The sequence below is a fragment of the Kaarinaea lacus genome (assembly GCF_975902315.1).
Genome location: NZ_CDLKIE010000502.1, coordinates 1 through 7,407 on the forward strand (window position 1 = coordinate 1; position 7,407 = coordinate 7,407).

6 protein-coding genes are annotated in these 7,407 nt (G+C 44.1%); 2 read left to right on the top strand and 4 right to left on the bottom strand.

Features of this window, described 5'->3' with window-relative positions; all coding sequences use genetic code 11:
* Window positions 1–380: GspE/PulE/PilB domain-containing protein (locus ACWVCM_RS15655; RefSeq protein WP_455202701.1), on the bottom strand; the 380-nt coding region annotated here is incomplete at its 3' end.
* 315 nt (window positions 381–695) lie between these two features.
* Between ACWVCM_RS15655 and ACWVCM_RS15660 the strand changes: the two genes are divergently transcribed.
* Together ACWVCM_RS15660 and ACWVCM_RS15665 are read left to right on the top strand one after the other, a co-directional pair.
* Window positions 696–1,535 carry a DUF6502 family protein gene (locus ACWVCM_RS15660; RefSeq protein ID WP_455202702.1) on the top strand — a complete coding sequence of 280 codons (840 nt, stop codon included), beginning with the start codon at window positions 696–698 and terminating at the stop codon, window positions 1,533–1,535.
* On the top strand, window positions 1,532–2,965 hold the full coding sequence (locus ACWVCM_RS15665; protein ID WP_455202703.1) for a DUF5666 domain-containing protein: 1,434 nt from the start codon (window positions 1,532–1,534) through the stop codon (window positions 2,963–2,965). The genes ACWVCM_RS15660 and ACWVCM_RS15665 overlap by 4 nt, the downstream gene beginning before the upstream one ends.
* A gap of 108 nt (window positions 2,966–3,073) precedes the next feature.
* Here ACWVCM_RS15665 and ACWVCM_RS15670 read toward each other — a convergent pair whose 3' ends face one another.
* From ACWVCM_RS15670 to ACWVCM_RS15680, 3 genes are all read right to left on the bottom strand, one after another.
* Window positions 3,074–5,179 (bottom strand): tetratricopeptide repeat protein, encoded by a 2,106-nt coding sequence (locus ACWVCM_RS15670; protein ID WP_455202704.1) that lies wholly within the window; start codon window positions 5,177–5,179, stop codon window positions 3,074–3,076.
* A gap of 481 nt (window positions 5,180–5,660) precedes the next feature.
* Complete coding sequence (locus ACWVCM_RS15675; RefSeq protein ID WP_455202705.1) at window positions 5,661–6,029, bottom strand: DUF3135 domain-containing protein; 369 nt, start codon at window positions 6,027–6,029, stop codon at window positions 5,661–5,663.
* 495 nt (window positions 6,030–6,524) lie between these two features.
* Window positions 6,525–7,407 (bottom strand): HEAT repeat domain-containing protein (locus tag ACWVCM_RS15680; protein WP_455202706.1); only part of this gene is annotated, 883 nt, incomplete at its 5' end.

Consider the following 7,407-nt stretch of genomic DNA (forward strand, 5'->3'; position numbering starts at 1 on the left):
ACATCACGGGGATCCACCATCGCTACAATGAGCGTGGTTGCGGATTCAAAGATCGGAACCGCACGAATGGATTTAAGAAATCGCGTAGAAATGTTGGCCTGCAAAAAATGAACGTCGGGATACTCGTGGGTCTGTAAGAGCGGGAATCCGGTGATTTCGGATAACACGTTCGCGATATCTTGTTCCGATACCAATCCAAAACGAATCAGCATAAACGCCAGTGAACCATCGCGATTCCTGGAATGAGATAAAATACTGTTGAGTTCTGATTCTTTGAGATTCTTTTTTTGGACGAGCAAACTACCTAGCGGATCGGTATCCCATTGAGTGATGGCTGCAGACGCCTGGACAATTTCATGATGTTCTAGGATACCTTCCATATCATTAAGTTAAGCCTCTCGCTGCCTAATATTTGATCCGTAAGATTATTGTGCTTAATGTAATTGTTATTTACACCCGTAATTGATCTAACATTTACCTAGACTTTGGTATAGGTCAAAACCCACCAATCCTTATCTTCCTGCTTTTCCAGATTTGATGTTTAATTAGCCAAAAATAGGGCTTGATCAACATTTAAGAAAAATAATTTTAGTTATTCCAGATAATCCATGATCCGCTATTGACAATTGCAGTTTTAGGGACTATTTTCCCTAAAAAGAGATTTAGGGAATTATTTCCCGAAAAGGATCGATAAAATGGATGCGATTGTTGAAAATAAAGCCTTACCGGTACTCACCAAAGCCATTAACCGATTATTAACCCCTTTGGTGAAAATCATCCTGCGAAACGGAGTGTCCTACCGGGCATTCATGGAGGAAGCTAAAAAAGTGTTCATTGAGGTCGCCGAGCAGGAATTTTCGCTGCAAGGCCGTAAACAAAGCGCAGCGCGGGTGGCAATTATTACGGGAATTTCTCGAAAAGAAATCTCCCGAATTCAAAACTCAAACGTTAAAGAAACAAAGGACATCAGGGATTCATTCAACCGCGCAGCACGAGTTATCAGCGCCTGGGTTAGTGATCCGGAATTTCAAATTAAACCGGGACAACCAATGGAACTACCTATTGATGGCGAATCACCAACATTTGGCGACCTGGTGCGCAAATCCAGTGGCGACATGCTGGTGCGAGCCATGCTGGATGAACTGGTACGCGTCGGCGCCGTTGAAGTCGGAGATAAACATGCGCGCCTGGTGAATCGTTCTTATGTTCCTTCACATAGTGAAACAGAAAAACTGAGGATTTTGGGAACGGATGTGTCAAGTCTTATTGAAACCATAAATCACAATATGCAGGATCCACAAGAAAAACCATTCTTTCAACGTAAAGTGTATTACAACAATTTACCGAAAGAAGCCTTATCTGAAATAAGAGCACTTTCAAAGCAACACGGACAAGAACTCATTGAGCTAATGGATAAGTTAATCCAAAAACATGACCGCGATGTAAATCCCGATGTAGAAGGTGAAGGCTGCTATACAGCTGGTGTCGGAATTTACTATTTCGAGAATTCATCAATTAAGGAGAACCAATCATGAATATGCATCGGGTTAAATCACTTGCAGTTATAGCTATTACTGCATTAGTCATCGGTGCGTGCAGTAGCGGTGGATCAGAAGGAACCGGCCTCGGTGGTGGCGGTGGCGGTGGCGGCGGTGGTGGTGGCGGCGGCGACGTACCAAGCGCTGTAGCTTTCGGTACCGTTACCCAACTGGGCAGCGTCTATGTCAACGATGTGCGTTACGTCACAACAGATGCCACAGTAAAAATCGATGACAATCCAAGCGGTGACGACCAACTGAAAGTCGGGCAAGTCGTCGTTGTCGGTGGTTCCATTGATGACAATGGCGTCGATGGTACTGCCAGCAGTGTCACTGTGGAAAGCGTTGTCAAAGGGCCAGTAGATGTAGTTTACGACGCTACGAGTCGTGAACTGGGTGTATTAGGCCAAACCGTACAGATAACCGACTTGACCGTTATCGATGATTCTTTATCAGGCGGTTTAGCTGGTCTCACCAATGGCGATGAAGTGAAGGTTCATGGTCACGTGCGCGGTAATGGCCTCATAGAAGCCACACTGATAGAAGACAGCAATGTGGCGTTGACGGAATACAAAGTTATCGGCTTTGCACAGTCCATTACATCAACCAATTTTTCTATCGGTAATCTGAACATCGATTACACTAACGCTGATGTGAGTGACTTAAGTGGCGGCATGCCCTCTGCCGACCAACTGGTAGAAGTAAAATTAGATGTAAGCACTTTAGCTGCCACGAAAGTAGAACCAACTGGAGTAACCAGCGGCAATGACAACGTATCCTATGTTGAAATCGAAGGTTTTGTGACAGCGTATACCAGCTCCGCTTCCTTTACCGTGGGCAATATACCGGTTACTACCAGCGCTTCCACAGTATACGAAGGCGGATTACCAGAAGATATCGCACTCGGTAGTAAACTGGAAGTTGATGGTCAGCTCACTGACGGCACGCTAGTAGCTACTAAAGTGCAATTCCGCTACAACGTGAAGATTGAAGGTAACGTTGCAACGGCTGATGGCAGTACAACATTGACAATAGTGGGTCTGGATGGCATTACCATCAATCTTGACGGTTGGACCGAAAAAGACGGCAATCCAGTGGTTGGCCACGAAGTAAGACTGCGCGGCTATGAAACTGGCAGCACCACTGTCACTGCCACCCGTTTTGAAGATCGTGGTGCCAGTGGTGATCCAACTCCGAGAACTATTCTGCAAGCTCCCGTAGATAGCGAAATTGCAGGTACCAGTTTCACCCTGTTAGGCGTTACCGTGACAACCACGGGTGGCGGTTTTAAATTCCGCGATATAAATGACACAGTGCTTACTTCTGATGCATTCTATAACCTGGTGGATGTGGGCACCATCGTGAAAGCGCGCGGAGACTACAATGGCAGTTCCATTGACTGGGATCAGGCAGAACTGGAAGACTAGACAAATTAGTTAATACTCTCCCAAACAAAAACCCCATCCTTTTCTGGATGGGGTTTTTTTATATGGCGTCCCCAAGGAGGCGGACAATAAAAACGGGTATAGTAATCTCTAGTTTACTGGCATGCGCCAGGGTTTACCTTGTTGGTAAGCTTTAAGACGTTGTTCGAATACTTTTAAACGATCTTGCTGCTTTGTGGACTCCAGGCGGCTAATTGCCTGTTGTTGGTATTGGATAGCCTTATCGAATATACCTATTTCCGCGTAACCTGCCGCCAAAGTATCCAGCAGGCCAACTTCAGTTTCATCCGTTTCCATTAGAGATTCAACGATATTTATGGCGCGTTTGCCATCGCGTAGCTCCTTCACAGGTGCGGTAGCCAGGCTCCAGGCCAGATTGTTCAATGCATCTTTGTAGCCCTGGTCAGCGGCTACTGAAAACCATTTGATCGCCATATAGTAGTCACGTTTCACACCCTTGCCGATTGTATACAAATAACCAAGATTATCTGCTGATGGCGCGTATCCACTTTCTGCGGCTTTTCTGTACCATAGCGCGGCCTTGTGCTGGTTTGGTAGCACGCCATTGCCATTCTCATACATTTGACCAAGGTAATGCTGTGCGGGTGTGACTCCCTTTTCTGCGGAGCTTTCCAGCCACTTCAATGCTTCAACCAAATTTAAGTCAACTCCCTCGCCTGTCTGATAAAGGAGCCCCAGGTAGTACTGGCTATATGCATGTTCATTTTTTGCTGCTTGAATAAGCCAGTAACTGGCCTTGGAAAGATTCTCTTCCACACCCTTGTTGGTGATATACATGCGCGCTACTTTGTATTGAGCCTCAATGTGATTATTCTTTGCTGCTGCGCGGTAGAAATTGAACGCCAATTTAATGTCTTTCGGTACACCGCGTCCGCTTTCATATAACTGTCCCATAATAAATTGGGCAGTTTTGTCACCAAGCTGAGCTGCGCGAGATACCCAATTAGCACCCGCTACATCATCTTGCGGGATACCATTGCCGTTTAAATAAAGTATTCCCAGGCTATATTGGGCCATACTGACATTTTTTTCTGCAGCAAGACGATACCAGGATGCCGCTACTGCTAGATCCTGTTTCACACCACGCCCAAGCTCATACATTAGTCCGAGGGCTGCCTGGGCATCCGCCAGACCTTGAGTGGCGGCCATGCCGTACCACATCATAGCTTTATTGTCGTCACGCTCTACACCTCGTCCAGTGGCATAACTTTCGCCCAAATTAAACTGGCCAATGGCATCATTCCCAAGCGCGGCCCGTTTGTACCAACGAAATGCTTCGTCATAATTTTTTTCTACACCGAGGCCTCTGGCATAGAGGACACCAAGATTTGACTGTGCAGGCGCATAGTTTTGTAATGCTGCGCGTTTATACCACGCCAGCGCTTCGAGATAGTCCTGTTTTACACCTTCGCCCTTTTGATATAACACACCAAGGCTGTATTGAGCCTGCGGAAAATTTTGTTCTGCAGCCTGCTGGAACCAGTACAGGGCCAGATTAACGTCCTGCTGAACACCTTTTCCACTTAGATAATATTCAGCAGTTAGGGTTTGCGCTGCGGGAAATCCTGAAGAAGATGATTTTAAAAACCATTCGAACGCTTTGGTTTCATTTTTTTGCACGCCTCGACCGTTATTGTATTTAACGCCCATTTGAAATTGTGCGTTAGGCAGGCCTTGCAAAGCGGCCATTTCTGTCCAGTGTGCGGATTGCTTCAGATCAATTGGAGTACCTATGCCAGAAGAGTAAAGAATACCGAGATTGTTTTGCGCTTCTGCATAACCTTGTACGGCAGCTCGTTGGTACCATTGCAAGGCCTTAACAGCGTCCTTTTCAACGCCTTCCCCAACTTCGTGCATGTGGGCAATATTAAATTGCGCGATTGCGTTACCTTCCTTCGCCAAAGGCAACCAAATCCGGTAAGCGTCCTGATACTCGCCTATGTCATATGCCTGGAGACCTTGATTGTAGACCTCAATATCTCGGTCATAAAAAGGCAATGCGCGATGCAGCTGATAACGCTGCTCAATCTGCTTATCATCGTCAGGATTGAAAGCTACCTGTGTTTTGTCAGGTGCAAATGATGTTTGTGTAGCGCAGCCGACTAACAGTGTTAGAGGCAGTACCCAAACAGCGTTGACCCCTGCACGCTTATTTTGGATATATTTTAAACGCATGACCCCAAGGAATTTATGTTGCTTTGTACTGATTTATTTAGATCAGGCTCAACTGTACCACAAAAATCTGGTTAATAAATAGCTACTTTTTTAGTTTGCGAAATCTGCTATGTCTTTGTTATTTATAGCTGTTATCCGAATTTCGCACTATAAAGTTACTATTTATACGCTTTAATGGTGAATAATTGACCAGATGTGCAAAGCATTAAGTTCAAATGATTATATTGGCCCAATTTGCCACATGAAATTTGCTATTTTGGTACCGGACCAGGCTAATTATATTTTGTCTTCACTCGATTCAATCTTGATTTAGAAATTCTCATCGTAACGAATAACAATATTGAACAATTAAACACCCAGATCCTGTTATCCAATGACAATTAAGGATTAGCTATGATGGAGCTAAGATCCGTTATTTTTTCGAAAAAAAAAGCCTGGCTATTTGGCCAGGCCCTTTAATTCATTCTGTGATCTCAAATATTTATAATCTGGATGACATTGGAATTATTTCAGCTTTGGGCAATGGGGTTAAAACCCGCTTGCCGTGCTCTAACGACGAAATTGACTCACAATCATGATACAACTGATTCAGTCGATCCAGAGAATCCCACATCATATCCGATATGGCGACGCAGGCCGCCAGTGGTGTTGGCATTTTTGCGCGTACACGGTCAATTTTCCATTGCAGGCAACGAAGGCGATGCTGCTTGTCTTCCGGGACGCTATTGATAAATTCTTCTATCGATTCAAGACGCCGCGACTCAAAGGTTTCCGGGTCGCGTTTTGAAAGATCCAGCCACTCATCAAAGTTAAAATTAGATGCTGCTTTTTTTTGATTAAGATTTTGCATACTCCCGACTCCAATATGTTTGACTATGCTTTTACCGCTTCGTTGCATAGTTCTGGAGATCCCCCACCCACAGGTAAGACCGATTACTGCAACATCACGACTGCGAGCGATTTTTTGCGCATTATTCGCTTGATGATAGCCCGTGAAATACAACACACTATCAAACACATGCGCATTCGCTGACCACCATTATCTCGTTGGCCCAGGATAGTGTCAAACTGAGTGGTTGTTATTATTTAATATTAAATCTCTAATAGTTATGTAACATATTGTATATTCTGTATATTATAAAACAGAGTATATGGTCACAATATAAACAAATTTAGTGATTTGCCTGCAATAGGCAAGTTGGGGGATAACTTCGGTGGATTGCAGAATTGATATCAGTGGCAGTTCGAATAATAACTAGCATAGCCATTATGTAGCATTTAGCGGTAATCTGGAATCACAATATTTTTATTATCAGGAAAATGGAAAGAAAGGTGTGATTTATCTTTATAGCTTACCCCACTCGACCGGACTATTTCCTTCCGAATATTTGTTTACAACCAGACCTCGATCGCTGGTCCAGCTTACAGCACCATTAACTAATTTTTCGTTGCCACTATTCAAATATGCTTCGGCAATTTGAATAGAACCATTATTGTCCAGTAGTTTGAGCAAGTCGCTAATGACTTCTTCTTTGCCGATACCAATAAACGCATATAGTGCATTACTAATTCGATCAGAATCTTTTGATTCAATATCTTTCATTAATACTCGCTTTGTATCTGACCATAGCGCCTGTAAATCCTTATTGGCGCGTTTTGCAACCAGGTAGTGTATTTCTTCTTCCTCGGTACGAGGTACCCAGCCAATATCCTGCAATATTGGCGCTGTGTACTGAGCTGTGTACCATTGTGTTAACGTTGCCTTCAACGCGGGTACAGCCTGAATTCCAAATTTTTGAAGCGCACGGGATGTGCTGTTGATTAACATTTTCAGTTTAAAGTCATCGTCGAGCCATTGAGTGTTGGCAATGGCATCAATTAAAGGCTGGATGGTCGTTGGATCCTTAATTTGACCCAGAACGCGCGCTGCTTCTACCTGGTATGGTGAATCTTCCTGTTTTAATTCCAGCAATAAAGGTTTAACAGCGGGCTTTCCTACTTCTTCACACATATTCCAGTCACGTTTTGCGATGCAATAGTATGCTTTCTCTTGATTATTTTCAGGTACCCAGTTTTTAGCCAATAAAGTTTTTCGCGCTGCTTCTCGAACGTTAACATCCAAATCACCTAGAGAGTTTTTTAATGCCGGTATTGTTCGTTTATCGTCGATATTATTCAAGGCATTGGCGGCGGCCAGACGTACTGAAGGTTGATAATCTTTTAACGCA